The sequence below is a fragment of the Streptomyces sp. Root1310 genome (assembly GCF_001426425.1).
Lineage (GTDB): Bacteria > Actinomycetota > Actinomycetes > Streptomycetales > Streptomycetaceae > Streptomyces.
Map to the genome: position 1 here is coordinate 352141 of NZ_LMEQ01000012.1, position 15903 is coordinate 368043.

The following is a 15903-nucleotide window of genomic DNA, read 5'->3' on the forward strand; positions in this document are numbered from 1 at the left end:
AACGGGACCGAACGGGACCGAACCGGTGAGGGTGGAGGGGCCCTCGGACTCGGGTGGGCAGACGGGCCGTAGTGAATCGGTCGTGCGAAGTGAACCAGCGGCGCCGAGAGCTCGTGCCAACAGTTGAGCGCACCCCCCATTTCGTACGTATGGTCTGTTGAGGGGTCCCACCACCGGGCGAGAGGCGGCTACGGGCGATGACTCACGGCATGCGGACGGATACCTACCCCCCCTATCTCGACGGAGGCGGACGCGACTGGCGGGACACCGCGACCCGGTACGCCCTCCTTCCCCTGCGCATCTTCCTCGGTGTCACCTTCATCTACGCCGGCCTCGACAAACTCACCGACGGTGCGTTCCTGAAGGACAGCGGCGCCGGCTCGATCGGCGACACCATGCGCGCCGTCCGTGACTCCTCGGCCATCCCGGCCCTGGTCGACATGGCCCTGAAGAGCCCGGTCGGCTTCGGCTACGCGATGGCCTTCGGTGAACTCGCCGTCGGCATCGGCACCCTGCTGGGCGTCCTCACCCGGCTCGCCGCGCTCGGCGGCGCGCTCATCTCGCTCAGCCTCTGGCTCACGGTGAGCTGGGCCTCGGACCCCTACTACTACGGCAACGACCTCGCCTACCTGATGGCCTGGCTGCCCCTGGTTCTCGCCGGCGCGCCCGTCCTCTCCCTCGACGCCGCCTGGCGCTCCAGGCGGCGACAGCGAGCGGGAACCCGAGCCAGGTAGGGCGACCTGCCCCCGGCCACCCACCGCCGCGCAGACCATGCGGTGAGCCGGTAAGCCCGCGCCGTCGGTGAGCCGGTAAGCCCGGTGAGCCGGTCAGCCCGTATGCCTGCGCCGTCGGTGAGCCGGTAAGCCCGGTGAGCCCGCGCCGTCGGTGAGCCGGTAAGCCCGCGCGGCGGTGGGTGGGCCGGTCGGCCCGTATGCCCGCGCCGTTGGTGAGTCGGTCCGCTCGTCGGCCCCCTGTCTGCGAGCCGGTCCGCCCGTCCGCCCGTCCGCCTCCTCTACCGGTCAGCCGGCCGGGTCCGGGCCTGTTCCGGTGGGGGTGGTCCCGCGGGACGGGCCTCGTCGTCTGCGTATGCTCCTCGCCACGAGGCCCGTCGCGCCCGCCAGACAGAGGCCGACCGTGACGACCGGGATCACCACGAACCACGGCGTCTCCCAGAGGCCGCCCGCGTCACCTGCGTAGATGACGCCCGCGAGGGTGAAGAAGGCGCCGGCGACCAGCCTGCCGGGCCGGAACTCATGACGCAGCACGGGCCACCTCCGCCTGTCCCACGCCGACCTGGAGGTCGAGGTCGATGGTCCCGGCGTCCTTGGCGCCCGAGGTCGGCGACAGGGTCACCTCCTTGTGCTTGCCCGGCTGCACGTCCACATCCTTCTTGTCGTCGCCCGGCAGCTGGATGTCCCCCAGCCCCACGTCGATCCTCACCTTCACGGTCACGTCCGGCGGGACGATCACCCGCAGTCGGCCCGCCCCCACCTCGGCATCGGTGCTCACCGTCTGTCCCTTCGCGAGTTCCAGCCGGGACAGGTCCAGCGTGCCGTCCCCGGTGCCCAGGTCGTAGGCCGTCCGTACGTCCGCCACCGCGGCGGGCTGCCACACCGTGTCGATCCAGTGCGTCCCGATGTCCTTGGGCAGGACGGTCGTACCGGCCAGCAGACCCGCCGTGACGATCGCCAGGAACACCGATCCCGCTCCGGTGCGCCCCAGGAACGAACTGACCGAGATACCCACGCCGAGAACGATGAGCGCGGCGGCGAGCCCCGCCTGAAGGCTGGTGCCGAGCGGGTGGTCGTCCCAGGTGAGCCGGGTGACGAGGCCGGCCGCGAGCGCGGCCAGCAGGAAGAGCCAGCCGCCGATCCAGCGCGGGCCGCGCGGTCCGGTGTACGGCTTGCGCAGGGTGCGTATGTCATCGGGGCGTCGCGTGTGGCCGACGAGGTCGACGTCGATGGTCGCCGTGAAGTCCCGGGCCCGGGCGTCCCACGGGCCCCACAGATAGCCCGTGCCGCCGTCGTGGGTGCCGTCCTTGACGATGGGGTCGCGCCACCAGGAGGGGTAGGCGGAGGGGACGGGCGGTGCCTGCGCCTCCGGCGGGGCGTCGGCCACGGCCTGCGCGGCCAGCGGGTCGGGGTCCGAGGAGTCCCGGTGCCGTGACCAGTAGCCGGCGCCCGCGAGGAGGAACGAGACGACGACGGCGAAGGTCAGCACGCTGCCGTTGTTCAGCATCGACAGGAACACCCCGCAGCCGACCAGTGCGAACAGCACGGCCGCGAGAGCCTGGCCGTCGACCCGGCCGGTCAGGAGCTTGCGCACCTCGTTCTGCTCGTCGTCGGAGTAGGGGGCGAAGAGCCAGGCGAAGCCGTAGAAGATGAGGCCGATGCCGCCGGTCGCGGAGAGCACGGCGAGCGTGATCCGGAAGATCACCGGATCCATGTCGCACTGCCGCCCGAGGCCCGCGCACACCCCGGCGAGCACCTTGTGCTCGCGGTCCCGCCGGAACCTGGGCGGAGGCCCGGCGGAAGGCCCGACCGCTCCGGCCGCTTGCCCTGCCCGGGGACCACCCGATCCCCTTCCGCCCGGTCCCCCGCTTTCGCCCGCCCCCTGGCCTGCTCCAGGGGCCTGGTTTCCTCCTGGGCCCTGACCTTCTGCCCGCCCCCGGGTTCCGTCCGGCGAACCGTCGTCGGATTCCGCCCCGCCGTTGGCCGCCGCGTCGCCGTTGGCCGCCGCCCCGCCGTTGGCCGCCGCGTCGGCGCGGGCCGCCGCCGCGGCGGCGGTCGCGGCCTCGGTGGCCGCCTCCACCACTGTCCTGTCGTCAGCGTCAGCGTCAGCGTCCGCGTCCGTGCCCGCGGCCGGGTCGGGGCCGTTCGACGGGCCGTGTCCTGCGCCCTCTCCCTGTTTTCCGTGCGCGCCCGCCCGCTCGTGCGCGCGAGGATCCTCACCCGCGGCGCCCCGGGCGCCGGAGGACGGGGCGGCCGCGTCGGGCGCGGTGCCCCCGTCGGGCACGGCGTCCGCGGCGTGCTGGTGATCTGTCATGAGTCCATGGTGGCGGGCGTGCCGCCCTCGCGGCAGCCGGAATGACCCTGGTCGGACCCTGATATCGGCCCTGATCCGGGGCGGGGGAGGCGTTCGAGGGGCGAGGACCTCGTAGATCAGGGGAGTCTCGGGGGAGAACCCTGATGCCCGGGACCGGCGCCCGTGTGACCATCGTTGGCATGCCGGAAGCCGCAGCAGTGCCACTCGTCGAACCGCGGCCGCCGCGCAAGCTCTACCGCAGCAGTGACGGACGCTGGCTCGGGGGCGTGGCGCGGGGGCTCGCCGGGCATCTCGGGCTGCCCGTGGTCTGGGTGCGGCTCGTCTTCGCCGGCCTGTTCATGGCGGACGGTCTCGGCGCCCTTCTCTACGCGGCCTTCTGGTTCTTCGTGCCGCTCGGCGTCGGCGGGGTCGGCGGCCAGAAACCCCCGTCGCTCGTCGGCACCGAGACCGCCCCCGACGGCCGTCGCAGACTCGTCGCCCGCAAACCGGACAAGGGGCAGATCGTCGCGCTGCTCCTCATGGTCGTCATCGCCATGGTCTTCGTGGGCAATGTGAATCTGGGCAGCGGCGCCAAGGCGTATCTGCTGCCCGCCGTCCTGGTCGGCGCGGGCGTCGCCCTCGTCTGGCGCCAGGCGGACAACGCGCGCCGCGCCCGCTGGGTCGAGGTCGGCCGCAGACGCCGTACGCTCACGCTCCTGCGCGCGGGCGCCGGCGTGCTGCTCGTGACGGCCGGTGTCTCCGGCATCTTCGTCCTCCAGGGCTCCGCCGCCCACCTCGGCTCCGTGCTCCAGGCGGCACTCGCCGTGCTCGTCGGCATCACGCTCCTCGCCGGTCCCTACCTGGTCCGTATGACCCAGGACCTCTCCGAGGAGCGCCTGATGCGCATCCGGGCGCAGGAGCGCGCGGAGGTCGCCGCTCACGTCCACGACTCCGTGCTGCACACCCTGACGCTGATCCAGCGCAACGCGGAGAACGCCGGGGAGGTGCGCCGCCTCGCCCGCGCCCAGGAGCGTGACCTGCGTACCTGGCTCTACAAGCCCGAGGGCACCGGCAAGGAGGAGGCCGACGAGCCGACCACGGTCGCCGACGCGGTGCGGCGCAACGCCGCCGAGGTGGAGGACAAGCACGGCGTTCCCATCGAGGTCGTGGTCGTCGGCGACTGCCCGCTCGACGAGCGGGTCGGGGCACAGATGCAGGCCGCGCGTGAGGCGATGGTGAACGCGGCCAAGTACGGTGGCGAGGGCGGCGCCGTGCAGGTCTACGCCGAAGTCGAGGGCAGGACGGTCTTCGTGTCCGTCCGGGACCGCGGACCCGGCTTCGACCTCGACTCGATACCCGCCGACCGCATGGGCGTCAGAGAATCGATCATCGGCCGCATGGAGCGCCACGGGGGCACGGCGCGACTGCGGGCCGTCCCGGACGGCGGCACGGAGGTCGAACTGGAGATGGAGAGGGCGGAGAAGACGTCATGAGCGACCCGACCGACATGAACGGCACAGGGGGAGCGGCGGAGGCGGCCGATCCGGCACAGCCCTCCGGCGGCGGCGCGGGCGGGCGCCATGTGCGCGTGGTCCTCGTCGACGACCACCGCATGTTCCGTACGGGAGTACAGGCCGAGATCGGGCAGACCGAGCAGACCGGCGTCGAGGTCGTCGGTGAGGCGGCGGACGTCGACCAGGCGGTCACGGTGATCACCGCGACCCGGCCCGAGGTGGTTCTCCTCGACGTCCATCTGCCGGGTGGCGGCGGGGTCGAAGTGCTGCGCCGCTGTGCTCCGTTGATGGCTGACGCCGAGCAGCCGGTGCGCTTCCTCGCCCTGTCCGTGTCGGACGCTGCGGAGGACGTGATCGGGGTGATCAGGGGCGGCGCCCGCGGCTATGTCACCAAGACGATCACCGGCACCGACCTCGTGAACTCCATCTTCCGGGTGCAGGAGGGCGACGCCGTGTTCTCGCCGCGGCTGGCCGGGTTCGTCCTCGACGCCTTCGCCTCGACGGACGCCCCGCCGGTCGACGAGGACCTGGACCGTCTCACCCAGCGTGAGCGCGAGGTGCTGCGGCTCATCGCCCGGGGCTACGCCTACAAGGAGATCGCCAAGCAGCTCTTCATCTCCGTCAAGACGGTCGAGTCGCATGTGTCGGCGGTGCTGCGCAAGCTCCAGCTGTCCAACCGGCACGAGCTGACCCGCTGGGCGACGGCACGCCGGCTGGTCTGAGGGGCGGCCGGTCCGAGGGGCGGGCTGCCTCACCGGGGGTCTCTCGCGCGAGCGTCGCGCGCGGGGGTCTCACACGACGCGCGTCGCGCCCGCGAAGGGCATCTCGTCGATGGGCGCCACGCGCACCGGAGCCGACGGGTTCGGTGCGTGGATCATCTTGCCGTCGCCGATGTAGAGGCCGACGTGGGTGATGCCGGAGTAGAAGAACACCAGGTCGCCCGGGAGGAGTTCGGAGCGGGAGACACGCTGTCCCGCGCCGATCTGGGCGTACGTGGTGCGGGGCAGGGAGACGCCGGCGGAGCGGTACGAGGCGAGGACCAGGCCCGAGCAGTCGAAGGCGTTCGGCCCGGTCGCGCCCCACACGTAGGGGCTGCCGAGCTTGGAGTAGGCGTAGGAAACGGCGTCCGCGGCGCGGGAGTCGGGAGCTCGGTCGGTGGTGGTGGCGGTGCCGGGGGCCTGGAGGCCGTCGCGTCCGTCGGCCGTGGAGCGTGAGGCGCGGCCGCTCGCGGTGTAGCCGCTCGTTCCCTCGCCGATCCGGGCCCGATCCGCCGCCGTCAGCCGGTTCAGCAGGCGGCGCGCCGCGTCGAGTTTGCCGGTGATCGTCTTCTTGTGGGTCCTCAGCTCGGCCTGGCGCGTCTTGAGCGAGGTCAGTTCGACCCGCGCGGCGCCGCGTAGCTGTTCGATCTCCCGCAGCTGTCTGCGTACTCGGGTGACGGCGGCCGACTGGCGGTCCCCGGCCCGTTCGGCGAAGGCGGCGCCGTCGAGATAGCGGTCGGGGTCGTCGGAGAGGGCCAGTTGCACGGCCGGGTCGAGCCCGGTGCTGCGGTACTGCGCCGCCGCCATCGAACCCAGCGTCTCCCGTGCCGTGTTGAGCTTCTCCTCCTTGCGCGCCGCCTCGTCCCGCAGGCTCTGCAGCCGTTGCTCGGCCGCCGTCGCCTTCTCCTGGGCGCCGTTGTACTTCTCGGTGGCTTCCTCCGCCTCCTGGTAGAGCTTCGCCACCTTCGCCTTGACCTGGCCCGGAGTCAGGTTCGGCTCGGCCTGTCCGGTTCCGTCGAAGGCCGTCGCCGTCGCGGCGCCCGCGAGAGCGAGGGTGAACGCCGTGCGGGCCGTCTGGCCGCCGAGCGAGCGCTGTCGGGGCTTGCGGTGCGCTGCCACGTGGGACTGCACGTCCTTTCGTACGACCGCCTCGTCCGTCCGTACTGCTACCGGAGAGCCGTCGTGGGAGCGGACGGACGGCCCCGGAGGGCGGTTGACGCGTCCGGCGACGGCCCGCACAGGGGGAGCGGGACGCCGCCGGACCTTCTCGGCGGTGGTGGCCGACTGCCGCCCCTGGCCCGGGCGGCGGTGGGGAGCCGGTCACCTGGGGGAGGACGCTAGGCCCGGCTGTGACAGTCCGGTAACGCGAAGTGCGGAAGTGACACCAGGGGACCGCGTCATGATCGCAAATGCCCGAAAGACCGGACCCGGGCCGTCGGGTTCGCGCGGCGCGTTGACCGAAACGGCTATTTCGAGACAAGGGAAAGGGGCCGGATGCTATGGGGCGCATATATGCGGCTTGAGCCTTGGCGGAGAGCGGCTGTCGGGACACCTCCACGGCGCAATAGCATCCGGCCTCATGAACTTACTCATTCATCTTTTCGTCGGCCTGCACATCATCGGCATCGCCTCGCTTCTGGGCGGCTACCTCACGCAGTTGAAGGCCTTGGGCGGCCAGGACACGGCCCGCTTCACGCCCTTGATGCTCCGCGGCGCGGTGACCATGCTGGTCACCGGGGTGATCCTGGTCAGCCTCAACCGGGCGGACGACCAGGACGTCGACAATGCCAAGATCGGCGTGAAGCTGGCCCTGCTGATCGTGATCCTCGCCCTCGTCTACGTGAAGCGGGACGAGACGGCGGTGAAGAAGCCCCTGTTCGCCCTGGTCGGACTGCTGACCGTGACGAACATCTTCATCGCGGTGCTCTGGACCTGAGGGAGACGCGGGCCACGGCCAGGGCCGCCGCGGCGACGGCCAGCCAGGCCGCCACGGCGACCCACAGCAGCACCTCTCCGGGTCCCTCCAGAGACGGCACGTCGACAGCGGCGGCGACGGACAGGGTCGCCGCCGCCGTCATGCCCATCGGGAACACGGTCGCCCAGCGGCACATGTCGTAGCGGGGCCGCGGCCAGCGCACCTCGGCGACGAGCAGGACGGCGTACCAGGCCAGGGCGAGCACCAGCAGCGCCACGGTCACCGTGCGCAGGACGCCGGTGTCGTCGGCGTTCCACAGGTACATGCCCCCGTCGTCGGCGGCGAGGAGACTCGCCCCCGCCAGCGCCGAGATGGCGAGCGCACCGCCCGCCACCCACTGGTCCCCGGCGCCCTCGGCCACCTGCCGCAGGTCGAAGAGGGCCAGGGCGACTCCGTAGAGCGCGAGCCCGAGCCAGAACAGCACGAGCGCGGTGTGCGCGAGCCAGGCCACCGCCTCCGCCTCGGCGAGGACCGCTCCCTGCACGGCGAGCCCCTGGGTGGCCACACAGCACAGGAACACCACCCCCGGCATGCCCCGCTTCCACTGCCGTACGACGGTCACGAGCAGCACGGGCCACAGCACCGCCGCCAGCGCCAGCAGCGCCTCGGCGAGGGTGTGCCGGCCGAGCGTGGACAGCCGCGTGCCGAGCACGGTCGTCGCCGCCACCGCGTTCAGCGCACCGGGCGTGGCCGCCTCGGCCAGCCACCGCTCGCGCCTGCGCACCAGCCGTACGACGAAGTCCGCCGCCAGCGCCACCCACGCGACGCCCGCCATCACCAGGGTGACGCGGGACAGGACGTCGTACCCCGTCAGGTGCAGTCCGATCGACAGGATGCCCGTCGCCATGACCGCGGCCCCCGCCGCGGGCGGCCGCTGCGCCCACCAGACGCGGAGTGGGGAGCCCGGGGAGGGGGCCGGCGACGGGAGGGCGGGGGAGCCTGACATGCGGCCGATGCTAAGGAGCCCGGCGCGCTGCGGAAGCGGGGCACGCGCGCGGGCGCGCAGAAATACGCGCGGGTGCAGGGCCGGGATGTGCGCGGAGGTGCGGTTGCGGGGTGGGCGTGCGGGTCCGGGGACAGGGGTGCAGGGTTCAGGGGTGCGACGGATCATGTCGCTCGAGAGCGAAGCCCCGCGCGCGTGTGCCGCGTGTCCTGCGCGTAGGGGTGGCTTTGCGTCCCACGCGCGCGTGCCCGCATGTTCCGCGCGGACGTGTCCTGTGTGTCCTACGCGCGCGTGCCCCGTGTGCCCCGCGCGCGTGCCCGCTGCGTCGTCCTGCGGGTCCTCGTCCTCAGGCCGGGCGTACGACGCTGTGGATGCTCGACTCGCCGTCGTAGAAGACGGACTCCTCGCGGACGTACGCGCCCGGCTTCGGGGCGTGGATCATCATGCCGTTGCCGATGTAGACGCCGACGTGGCTGACGTCGTCGTAGAAGAAGATCAGGTCGCCGGGCAGGGCGTCGGCGAGGGAGACCGTGGTGCCCGCGTTCACCTGGTCGTAGGTGGTGCGTGGGAGGGTGACGCCGGCCGCCTTCCACACGGCCTGGGTGAGGCCCGAGCAGTCGTAGGAGTCGGGGCCCGTGGCACCCCAGACGTACGGTTTGCCGATCTGCGCGCGGGCGAAGGCGAGCGCCTTCTCGGCCTTGGTGGCGTACGAGGGGTCATCGGAGGGGGAGGCGGAGGGGACGGTCGAGGACGATCCCGTGCCCGCCGACGTACCGCCGCTCTCCTGCCGGGCCGCGGCCTGCTCCGCGGCCTGCTGCCGGGCGAGCTCCGCCGCCTCGCGGGCGGCCTCCTCCTGGCGCTGCTTCTCGATCGCCGCGAGGCGCGCCTTCTCCTGGGCGGTCAGCCGGGACAGCAGCTCGCGCGCGTCACTCAGCTTCTTCTGGACGGTGGCCTTGGCGATCTTCAGGTCGTTCTGCGCGTCGGTGAGCGTCGCGAGGCTCTCGGTGGCCTCCTGGCGCTGCCTCATCGTTGCGGACTGCTCGGTGACGTAGTCGTCGACCGCACCCTTCTGGCGGGCGGTCAGCCTGCTCATCAGCTGGTTCTGGTCGAAGTAGTCCTGCGGGGTGTCCGCGAGCAGGAAGGCCGCCGTGTCGGGCGCGGAGGCGCCGGTGCGGTACTGGGCCGCGGCGTAGGAACCCAGTTCCTCCCGCGCCTCGTTGAGCTTCTGGGTGCGCTGGGCGACGTCGTCCATGAGGCCGTCGGTGCGCTTGCGCTGCTTGGTCGTCTTCTCCTTGGCGGCGTTGTACTTCTCGGTCGCCGACTCCGCCTGGCGGTAGAGGTCGTCGACCTTCTTCTCGACCTCCTCCAGACTCGGCTTGCCGTCGTCCGACGGAGCGGCGTTCGCCGTCTGCGAGAGCAGGGCCACGGAGGTGAGGGCGGCGGTGGCGAGGGCGGGGGTGCGGATCCCCGCCACGCGCGTGCCCGCGGAGCGCGGCTTGCGGTGGTGCGACGCCAAGGGAGGCGACTCCTTCCAGTGCTCCGCCTGCCGGGTCAGCGGTGGGGGACTCTCCCAGGCCGGTCGGGCACTGGGGGAGGGTTCGGGCAGGTACGTCGGAAGGGTTGCCCTACGGCCCGTCCCCTGCGGGGCGTTGGGCCGATTCACCCCAAGGTCTCGGTGACTCCCCGGTTCCGTCGGCGTGAGCGGACGCGTCGGACTCGGCGGCGGCCGTGCGGTCCGGCGGGGTTCGCCGGTGGGGGTCGTACGGCCTTTCGGCACGGTAGCCAACTCGTGTGGCCCGTGTGAAGGTTGATGGGCGATATGCCCGATACATTTTCGTGACCTTCGGTCGGAAGCCCGTGTCGCCGTCGTGCGGGTCGCGGATCGTGACAAGGGTGTCCCGGAGGGTGAGGGCGGGAGATGTTCCCGGGACGGCGGCCGGTTGTCAGTGGCGCCCCCTAGACTCGGAGAGCGATGAGCAGCCTCTTTGACGACAGCTTCCTGGCGAACCTCCAGGGCCCCCGTGCCCACGAGGAGGAACCCCCGCCACCGCCCGAGGACGATCACGGACCGGAGTCGGTTCCGGACGATCTGTTCGGCGGGAAGTTCGACCTGCCCCCCGACCGGGACACCCACTACCGCGACGGCGCCCCGCGCCCCGTCCTGGACGCGGCCGCGCTCCTGGAGGGGCTGAACGAGAACCAGCGCGCGGCGGTCACCCACGCGGGCTCCCCGCTGCTCATCGTGGCCGGCGCCGGTTCCGGCAAGACGCGCGTGCTCACCCACCGCATCGCCCACCTCCTGGCCGAGCGGCATGTGCACCCGGGGCAGATCCTCGCGATCACCTTCACCAACAAGGCCGCGGGCGAGATGAAGGAGCGCGTCGAAGCGCTCGTCGGCCCGCGCGCGAACGCGATGTGGGTGATGACCTTCCACAGCTCGTGCGTGCGCATCCTGCGCCGCGAGAGCAAGCGGCTCGGCTTCACGTCGTCGTTCTCGATCTACGACGCCGCCGACTCCAAGCGTCTGATGGCCCTGGTCTGCCGCGACCTGGACCTCGACCCCAAGCGCTACCCGCCCAAGTCCTTCAGCGCCAAGATCAGCAACCTGAAGAACGAGCTGATCGACGAGGAGGACTTCGCCGCCCAGGCCGCCGACGGTTTCGAGAAGACCCTCGCCCAGGCCTACGCCATGTACCAGTCCCGGCTGCGCGAGGCGAACGCCCTCGACTTCGACGACCTGATCATGACGACGGTCAATCTGCTGCGCGCCTTCCCGGACGTCGCCGAGCACTACCGTCGCCGGTTCCGTCATGTCCTGGTCGACGAGTACCAGGACACCAACCACGCCCAGTACGCCCTGGTCAGGGAGCTGGTCGGCACCTCCGAGCACCCGGTCGACGTGCCGCCCGGCGAGTACGACGTACCGCCGGCCGAGCTCTGTGTCGTCGGTGACGCCGACCAGTCGATCTACGCCTTCCGCGGCGCGACCATCCGCAACATCCTCCAGTTCGAGGAGGACTACCCGGACGCGACGACGATCCTGCTGGAGCAGAACTACCGCTCCACGCAGACGATCCTGTCCGCCGCCAACGCCGTCATCGAGCGCAACGAGTCCCGCCGCCCCAAGAACCTGTGGACCAACGCGGGCGCGGGCGCGCGCATCACCGGTTACGTCGCCGACACCGAGCACGACGAGGCGCAGTTCGTCGCCGACGAGATAGACCGACTGACGGACGCGGGCGACGCCAAGGCGGGCGATGTCGCCGTCTTCTACCGCACCAACGCCCAGTCCCGTGTCTTCGAAGAGATCTTCATCCGCGTCGGCCTGCCCTACAAGGTCGTCGGCGGGGTCCGCTTCTACGAGCGCAAGGAGGTCCGGGACGTCCTGGCCTACCTGCGCGTGCTGGCCAATCCGGAGGACTCGGTACCACTGCGCCGGATCCTCAACGTGCCGAAGCGGGGCATCGGCGACCGTGCCGAGGCCATGATCGACGCCCTCTCCCAGCGGGAGAAGATCAGCTTCCCGCAGGCGTTGAAGCGCGTCGACGAGGCGTACGGCATGGCCTCGAGGTCGACGAACGCCGTGAAGCGGTTCAACGCGCTCATGGAGGAGCTGCGCACGATCGTCGAGTCGGGCGCCGGTCCGGCGACGGTCCTGGAGGCCGTGCTCGAACGCACCGGCTACCTCGCCGAGTTGCAGGCCTCCACCGACCCGCAGGACGAGACACGGATCGAGAACCTGCAGGAACTCGCCGCCGTCGCCCTGGAGTTCGAGCAGGAGACCGGCGAGGCGGAGGGCGACGGTACGACGCCGGTCGGGCTCTCCGCATTCCTGGAGCGGGTCGCCCTGGTCGCCGACTCCGACCAGATCCCCGACGAGGACGACGGCTCGGGCGTCATCACCCTGATGACCCTGCACACCGCCAAGGGCCTCGAGTTCCCGGTCGTCTTCCTCACCGGCATGGAGGACGGCGTCTTCCCGCACATGCGCGCCCTCGGCCAGACCAAGGAGCTCGAGGAGGAGCGCCGCCTGGCGTACGTCGGGATCACCCGCGCGCGGGAGCGGCTCTACCTCACGCGCTCCGCGCTGCGCAGCGCCTGGGGGCAGCCGTCGTACAACCCGCCCTCCCGGTTCCTGGAGGAGATCCCGCCGACGCATGTGGACTGGAAGCGGACGGGGGCGACCGCGCCCGTGTCCTCCGGTCCCGTCTCCGGTGTGGCGGCCTCGCTGTCCTCGTCCCGCTCGCGTTCCTCGGCCGCGGGCGCGTCCGGCTTCGCGACACGCCGGTCCGCCGACAAGCCGGTGGTCACGCTGGCCGTGGGCGACCGCGTCACCCACGACCAGTTCGGTCTCGGCACGGTCGTCGGCGTGAAGGGCACGGGCGCGAACGCGGAGGCGACGGTCGACTTCGGCGACGTCAAGCCGAAGCGTCTGCTGCTGCGGTACGCGCCGGTGGAGAAGCTGTAGCGGGCGGGGCCTCGCCCGCGCTTGTGGCTGTGCACACCAAGTGGGCCCCCGCTTCGACGGCGGGGGCCCACTTCACGCTTGTACGGCGAGCGATCGCAGTCGCGCTCGGGCCCGAGGCCGGGTCGGGCGGCTGCCTCGGGCCGGGCCGCCACGTCGGTCGGGCCGGGCTGCTACGTCGGGTTGAGATCGTGGCTGCGCAGCCACGGCAGCGGGTCGATCGCGGAGCCCCCCGCGGGCCGGACCTCGAAGTGCAGGTGCGGGCCGGTGGAGTTGCCGGAGTTGCCGGAGTACGCGATCGGGTCGCCGGCCTTGACCGTCGTACCGGAGGAGACGCGGTAGCTGGAGAGGTGGCAGTACCAGGTCTCCGTGCCGTCCTTCGCCGTCACGATCATCATGTTGCCGTAGGCGCTGTTCCACTGCGTCCGTACGGTGCCGTCGGTCGCCGCCATCACGGTCGTGCCGTAGGAGACGGGGAAGTCGATACCGGTGTGCTGGGACATCCAGTTGATGCCGGCCTGGCCGAAGTAGGCGCTGAGGCCGTGCTGCGCGACCGGGAGGGCGTACTTGGGGCGCAGCCGCTCCTTGCGGGCCGCCTCGGCTGCCGCCTTCTTCTTCTCGGCTTCCTGCTGCGTCTTCAGGTCGATACGTTCCTGCGTCCGGCTGGCCCGGTCGGCGAAGTCGTCGGCCCCGGCGCTGAGGGTCTCGAGCTGGGCGTCCAGCTTGTTGTTGGCGGCGACCGGTTTCACCGGCTGCGCGTCCGAGGCGGAGGCCGTGGTGTCCTTGTCGTCACCGCCGGTCAGGGTGCCGACCGAGGCCGCGGCGATCCCGGCGACCCCCATGACACAGGCCGAGGGAACGGCCACCGTCAGCAGCGCGGAGCGCCTCGCGGGCATCCGGCGCCGGGAACGGTTCGCGTTGCGGGCGGCCGCCCGTCCGCCCGGCGCGGGGGCCGGGGCCGCCTCCTCCTGGTCGTCGAGGAGGAGCGGCGGGGTGCCGTCGGACAACTCGCCTTCGGCCGGGGCGTGTTCGTCGAGCGTGACCTGTTCGAAGGTGGCGGTGGCCTGCTGGTCGAACGGGACCTCGGCCTGCTGCTCGTGCTCGTCGGAGGCCTGACGGGTGCCCTCGCCGCTGTCGGAGTTCCACTGCGTGGCGTCGTAGGCGCCGGTGTCGAAGGCCTGCGTGCCCCATTCCCACTGCTGGGTCCGGTCGGCGGGGCTCGTGGCCTGGTCGGGCTGGAGCCAGGCGCTCGCGTCCCACTGTCCGCTGACATCCGGTGCCGTTCCCTGCTGCGGGACGGCGTTCAGCTGCTGGTGGTGATCCGTGGACCAGGCGGTGGCGTCGTAGGCGCCCGTGTCGTAGGCGGCGTGGTGCTGGGCCGCGTACCCGTCGTAGTTCAGGGTCTGGTGACTGCCCGTGTCCGGGACCTGGTGGCCGCCGGTGCCCCACTGGGTGTTGTCGTACGTGCCGGTCGTGGCGGTTGTGCCGTCGCCCGGCAGCTCGCCGAAGAGCGGGTCGGCAGGCGTGAAGTGGCCGGTGGCGTGGGCCCCGGCGTCGAACGCACCGGTCTCGTAGCCGTTGTACGTGGTGAAGCCGTCGTACTGGGCTTCCTGGGTGCCGTACGACGCGTAGTGCGCCGAAGCGGCGTCGGAAGCCGGGGTCGGGGTGGTCATGATCCCCGACGGGTGACGGTCGTTCACCAACTTCTCTTTCGCCGACAACAGGGGCTGCCAGAGCAGTGCGGCGACTGTACCCGGCAGTACGCGGGCACGACAATCTTCCGCAGGTTTCGTGCCTGCGGGAAAGGGGCATTCGGCCGTGTTTCGGGGGACGGCGGGCGCGGGTTTGGCCCTACGTTCGAATGACGTTCGATATCAGGTGACGCTCGGGCGAGGGTCGGGCGACGGTCGGAGGGCTCTCGGAGGGCGCTCGGGAGGTGGTCGGACGGCGCTCGAGGGGTCTCGGACGGCCGTGGACGGCGGTCGAGCGGCGGTCGGGCGGTGGTGACGGGTGCCGTGAAGGTGTCGGCAGGGACGTAGCAGGGTGATGTCAGGCGTTGCCGAGTGGTGTCGGGTGGCGTCAGGCCACGGTGAGGCCGTCGGCCTGGGTGTCTGTGCGCGTGCCGGCTCGGCTGCCGGTCCGGGCGACGGCGGACCCGCCCGTACGAGCCGTGTCGAGAGCCTGCCGTATGCCGGTGGCGACGGCCGGGTGGACCGGCAGGGCGAGGTGACCGATCCCGGTCACCCGGACGTTCTGCACCAGCAGGTCGGGATGGTCGACGCAGGCGGACTCCAGTGGGTCCATGAGGTGGTCGAGGTCGCTCCAGAAGCTGACGAACTGCGTACGGCAGCCCGGCGCCGGCCGGGAGAGTTCCTCGATCAGCTCGGAGCCCGGGCGCATCTGGCGCACGATCGGGTGCGCGTTCGCCAGCGGCGCCACCCGGGTGCCGGAGTGCGGGGTGCCCAGCGTGACCAGGGTCCTGACCCGGCCGTCACCGCCCAGCCGCTGCACGTAGTAGCGGGCGATGAGGCCGCCCAGGCTGTGTCCGACCACGTCGACCTGAGCGCTGCCGGTGCGCTCGCAGATCTCCTCGATGTGCCGGCCGAGCAGCTCGGCGGCCGTCCGGATGTCGCAGGTCAGGGGGGAGTAGTTGAGCGACTCCACCCGGTGCCTGCCGTGCTGGGCGAGGCTGCGGCGCAGCAGGACGAACACGGAACGGTTGTCGATGAACCCGTGCAGCAGGACGACCGGGAGCGGGGCCTTGGTCGGCAGCTGTGCCGGGTCCTCGACGCCGGCCACCCTCGGCAGCGCGGGGCGGGCTGTGGCACGGCGCTCCTGGGCGATGCCGGAGGGGTAGAGGAGCAGGTGGCCCGCGAGGATCGCGAGCTCCAGGGCGGTCGCCTTGAGGAGCGTCAGGGACAGCCCGGCCAGTTTGCCGGGCAGGCCGGGGAGTCCTGGGAGTCCTGGGAGGTTCGGCAGGCTTGAGAGGTTCAGGATGCCCGGAACGGTCCGCATGTCCGGCAGCAGACGCTGGCACAGCGGAAGAAAGGGCAGAAGTGCCCGGGTGACCTTCATGGCCGACCTCCTGTCGGCACGCTGAGGACTTCTCTGTCCCCCGTGTGCCCTCGTGGAAGTCGCGGTGGAGGAGGTCGATCGGGCACGGCAGGGAGTGGGGCGGGTGCGGCCTGGCGTGCGGGGCGTGTACGGCTTGTGTGACACCCGTT

At 71.7% G+C, this 15903-nt stretch carries 12 protein-coding genes; 5 read left to right on the top strand and 7 right to left on the bottom strand.

The features are described 5' to 3' along the window. Window positions 1-197 precede the first annotated feature (197 nt). Window positions 198-734 carry a DoxX family protein gene (locus ASD48_RS19795; protein WP_079073857.1) on the top strand — a complete coding sequence of 179 codons (537 nt, stop codon included), beginning with the start codon at window positions 198-200 and terminating at the stop codon, window positions 732-734. Between the two features lie 285 nt (window positions 735-1019). Here ASD48_RS19795 and ASD48_RS19800 read toward each other — a convergent pair whose 3' ends face one another. Both ASD48_RS19800 and ASD48_RS19805 read right to left on the bottom strand, forming a co-directional pair. Further along, the gene (locus ASD48_RS19800) at window positions 1020-1265 is read right to left on the bottom strand and encodes a hypothetical protein (RefSeq protein WP_057602935.1); all 246 of its coding nucleotides are present in this window, start codon (window positions 1263-1265) and stop codon (window positions 1020-1022) included. Beyond that, window positions 1252-3045, bottom strand: a complete 1794-nt coding sequence (locus tag ASD48_RS19805; RefSeq protein ID WP_242432662.1) for a PspC domain-containing protein — start codon at window positions 3043-3045, stop codon at window positions 1252-1254. Before ASD48_RS19805 ends, ASD48_RS19800 begins: the two co-directional genes overlap by 14 nt. Before the next feature lie 179 nt (window positions 3046-3224). Here ASD48_RS19805 and ASD48_RS19810 point away from each other — a divergent pair, with 179 nt between their 5' ends. Together ASD48_RS19810 and ASD48_RS19815 are read left to right on the top strand one after the other, a co-directional pair. Continuing rightward, window positions 3225-4517: an ATP-binding protein gene (locus ASD48_RS19810; protein WP_057603536.1), complete on the top strand. Its 1293-nt coding sequence runs from the start codon at window positions 3225-3227 to the stop codon at window positions 4515-4517. Next, window positions 4514-5260 carry a response regulator transcription factor gene (locus ASD48_RS19815; RefSeq protein WP_057602937.1) on the top strand — a complete coding sequence of 249 codons (747 nt, stop codon included), beginning with the start codon at window positions 4514-4516 and terminating at the stop codon, window positions 5258-5260. Before ASD48_RS19810 ends, ASD48_RS19815 begins: the two co-directional genes overlap by 4 nt. Before the next feature lie 69 nt (window positions 5261-5329). Here the strand turns inward: ASD48_RS19815 and ASD48_RS19820 are convergent, their stop codons facing one another. Next, entirely contained in the window at window positions 5330-6415 is a 1086-nt protein-coding gene (locus ASD48_RS19820) for a C40 family peptidase (protein WP_057602938.1), read from the bottom strand. A gap of 460 nt (window positions 6416-6875) precedes the next feature. Between ASD48_RS19820 and ASD48_RS19825 the strand changes: the two genes are divergently transcribed. Beyond that, window positions 6876-7232 (top strand): hypothetical protein, encoded by a 357-nt coding sequence (locus ASD48_RS19825; RefSeq protein ID WP_054242407.1) that lies wholly within the window; start codon window positions 6876-6878, stop codon window positions 7230-7232. Here ASD48_RS19825 and ASD48_RS19830 read toward each other — a convergent pair. Together ASD48_RS19830 and ASD48_RS19835 are read right to left on the bottom strand one after the other, a co-directional pair. Continuing rightward, window positions 7210-8217: a tellurite resistance/C4-dicarboxylate transporter family protein gene (locus ASD48_RS19830; protein WP_079073859.1), complete on the bottom strand. Its 1008-nt coding sequence runs from the start codon at window positions 8215-8217 to the stop codon at window positions 7210-7212. The two genes, ASD48_RS19825 and ASD48_RS19830, sit on opposite strands and share 23 nt — an antisense overlap. Window positions 8218-8560: 343 nt before the next feature. After that, a complete protein-coding gene (locus ASD48_RS19835) occupies window positions 8561-9730 on the bottom strand; it encodes a C40 family peptidase (protein ID WP_057602940.1) in 1170 nt (389 codons plus the stop codon). Window positions 9731-10186: 456 nt separating this feature from the next. Here ASD48_RS19835 and pcrA point away from each other — a divergent pair, with 456 nt between their 5' ends. Beyond that, a complete protein-coding gene (gene pcrA / locus ASD48_RS19840; protein WP_057602941.1) occupies window positions 10187-12682 on the top strand; it encodes a DNA helicase PcrA in 2496 nt (831 codons plus the stop codon). Window positions 12683-12852: 170 nt separating this feature from the next. Here pcrA and ASD48_RS19845 read toward each other — a convergent pair whose 3' ends face one another. Both ASD48_RS19845 and ASD48_RS19850 read right to left on the bottom strand, forming a co-directional pair. Beyond that, entirely contained in the window at window positions 12853-14379 is a 1527-nt protein-coding gene (locus tag ASD48_RS19845; protein ID WP_079073860.1) for a M23 family metallopeptidase, read from the bottom strand. 379 nt (window positions 14380-14758) lie between these two features. Further along, entirely contained in the window at window positions 14759-15754 is a 996-nt protein-coding gene (locus ASD48_RS19850; RefSeq protein ID WP_057602942.1) for an alpha/beta fold hydrolase, read from the bottom strand. Between the last annotated feature and the right edge of the window lie 149 nt (window positions 15755-15903).